This window comes from Polynucleobacter kasalickyi, from assembly GCF_900176405.1.
GTDB lineage: Bacteria > Pseudomonadota > Gammaproteobacteria > Burkholderiales > Burkholderiaceae > Polynucleobacter > Polynucleobacter kasalickyi.
The window spans coordinates 1-2,944 of sequence record NZ_FWXJ01000029.1; the positions used below are offsets into that span (position 1 = coordinate 1).

The following is a 2,944-nucleotide window of genomic DNA, read 5'->3' on the forward strand; positions in this document are numbered from 1 at the left end:
TTAAATAACCGACCAAGAAAAAGATTAGGATTTAAAACACCCAACGAAGTATTTATGCAGTCCTTAAAACGTGTTGCACTTCGTACTTGAATCCACCCATAAAAATATGAGAAATGCCGTCATAAAGACTTAACATCTTTGGTATTTCTAAAATAAGAGCAAATCTCCTCTTTAAAAATTAAAGCATTTATACATAAAAAAATATAACTAAATACTAATTTCCCTTTAAAATCAAAGGCAAAATATCTAACAATGGTTTAGGGATGAGAGCACTTTCGCCTTGATACAAATCTTCTAGAATAAAAATCAGTGAAATGAGCATGGAAATGCCTAAACTTACCCCCCCCACAAAAAATATCATTCTAGACAATGGGTTAATAAACCACCCAAAGAAAATCATCACCACTAAGAAACAGGCAAGGGATCCCCATAAATAGGTTTGTAAATATAACCTAGTTGTGGCTAAGCGTGCATCTCGAATATCAACAACTTGAGTCATCGTTGCATCTAAATCAGCTTTGACCGTATCTTGTTCATTTGAATTTGGGCTGAGGTTACTAATTGCTTTTGTCACGTCTTTTAGTTTTTTAGCCGTTACGTCACTACCGTTTCCTTTCGATAATTCTGGCCACTCTTCTTTTGCGATGGATTCAACATAATTAGCTAATAACTCTTTAGCTTGACTACTTTCCTTAGTATCAAAACGATGGAGTAGACTAGAAATTTTCAAATTGAGGGTTGCTTCTCTAGACACCAAATCTTCTACGTTTTTATGATCTCCTTGCAATTGCACCAAACTAAATCCGATCATTACTAAGACGAGAGTAATAAACATCTTATATGACTCATCAGCTCCAGCAGCAATTGACTCTCTAGGATCTAAATCTAATTTATAGCGAATAAGCGCTGGAATGATAACGGATACCGATAAAAAGGAAAAAATAACGATAAATCCAATTTGGTAATTGGAGAGAGAATGAAGCCAGAGAGCCATAGTAAGATCCTTATTTAAATTTTTTAGAAAAGAATAATTAGATTGATCATAAAGTTCATATTCATTTTTTTGTTGTAATCGATAGTACCAATGGACTTTGCTGAACTTCCTGTGTAACTCTTATTTGCTCCCGGCCACTCCATGTGATGATATGAGTTAGCCAACGGATCTCCAGGTGCTTTCAGTTGAGAACAAGAGCGATTAGTTGAAACTACAGCACCAGTATTGGATTTGCCGCCACCACAACCACCACCAGAATTTTTCGGTTTGGCTACAGTGTCACCAGAGTTGCTTCTATCTCTTACCTCTGAAAGTCCATTTCTAGTTGAAGCATAGGTATTCGACCTTGTTGTGAAATCACCCTTGCCAACAAAACGCCCTGCATCACCTGGTCTTGCAAAGTTAGCAATATTAGAGTTGATATTATTTTGTTGATTAGCATTCGCATTAGCACTTGAATTCCTTCTGGTATTACGATTGCCAATCCCAGCAGCCTTATTTCGGTTATTGGCTAGTATGGAAGATTGTGACTTTGCACGATTATTTGTTGAAGCAGCTTGCGTCCTCGTACGAGTATTTCCTACTATAGGCGGATTTGCGCTATTCGCATTTGCGGTTGTATTCGCATTTGTATTTTGTGATGGTAAGGCTGTAGCATTAGTGATTGGATTATTGACCATTTGTACAATTACACTGTTTGGGTTACCCAAACCTGCTCCGAGACCGACCACGGATGGAGCAGCAGTAGTCAAAGTACCAGTGACGACGGCACGATAGGTAAGAGGTGAACCTGTATTGGTTATTGGGGCTGGATCCACATTGAATGTACCTGAACTTGGCAATTGATAATTACTTGGCAATGCATTTCCACCAGCTACGGCAATAGTTAAGTTAATAATATTCGTACCAACATAATTTCCTGCATTACTGCTTGGAGTAATAGCATTACCCGTAATTAAGGAAATTTTTTCACCATTCAATGCTCCACTTACGCTCATGTTCAGGTAGGTGAAGTTTGCGCTACCATCATAAACTTTCGTTCCGGTAATAGTCAAAGGAGCTGGATTAATAAATATTGTTCCACCATGATTACCATTGCCACCAGCATTGTTTGGGGTTATACCATTTGACCCATTGTTAATTAGTGAAGAGTTTACTATTAGATAGTCACCAGCGTTTGGACCGGATAAAGTTGTGCCATTATTCGTTATTGTTTGCGTGCCTGAGTTAGAGCCCAGCAAAGAGAGTGATGTTGTTGCTGAAACACTAGTTCCCGAGATAACTCCTATTAAGGCCGTTGCATTTGAAATATTACTTGTGCCGTCGTAAACCTTAACCAAAGGCGTAACTGTCGCACTTAAAGTTGCTGGATTAATTGTCAAACTTCCAGGTACATAACTAATCGCGTAGTTCGATAAACCGGTACCGCTAGCTGATAAGCCAGAGTCAGTATAAGTATTCGCGTGCAATCCACTTCCTAAACCATTGACAGAGCTAATTACATCAGATCCAAACAGTGCTCCACTCGTAATACTGTAAGTATTAGTATGCGTTGTGTTGTCAAAGCTTGTAGTCGTGGTACCGCCAGTAATCGTGAGTGCTGCAGTAGTAATCGTTGCATTACCTGCTGATGCTGGAACTGTAATTGAATAATCGGCATTGTTAACCGTTACACCTGATACCGTTGCTGCTTTAGTTCCAGCATTTGAATTAGCAAATGTAAACGTTCCGCTTGCTGATGTTGAACCTACGTCTGCTGGCAATAGACCAGTTAAGGTAATTGTTCCAGTTCCAACTGTCGTACCGTCATACACCTTGCCGTTCACTTGGGCTGTTCCAGTAATTGCGAGTGGGCTAACTTGAATGGAGCCATTCGTCGTCGTAATGCTGTAGTTCGATAATGATGTACCTGCGCCAGCGACTGCTACCAAGTTATCTGCAGTTGCTGTT

General features: G+C 39.4%; 2 protein-coding genes. Both read right to left on the reverse strand.

What is annotated here, in order from left to right:
• Nucleotides 1-214: 214 nt before the first annotated feature.
• Nucleotides 215-994, reverse strand: a complete 780-nt coding sequence (locus B8983_RS13785) for a bestrophin-like domain (protein WP_084286139.1) — start codon at nt 992-994, stop codon at nt 215-217.
• A gap of 23 nt (nt 995-1,017) precedes the next feature.
• Nucleotides 1,018-2,944 (reverse strand): YDG domain-containing protein (locus B8983_RS14070; RefSeq protein ID WP_159460915.1); only part of this gene is annotated, 1,927 nt, incomplete at its 5' end.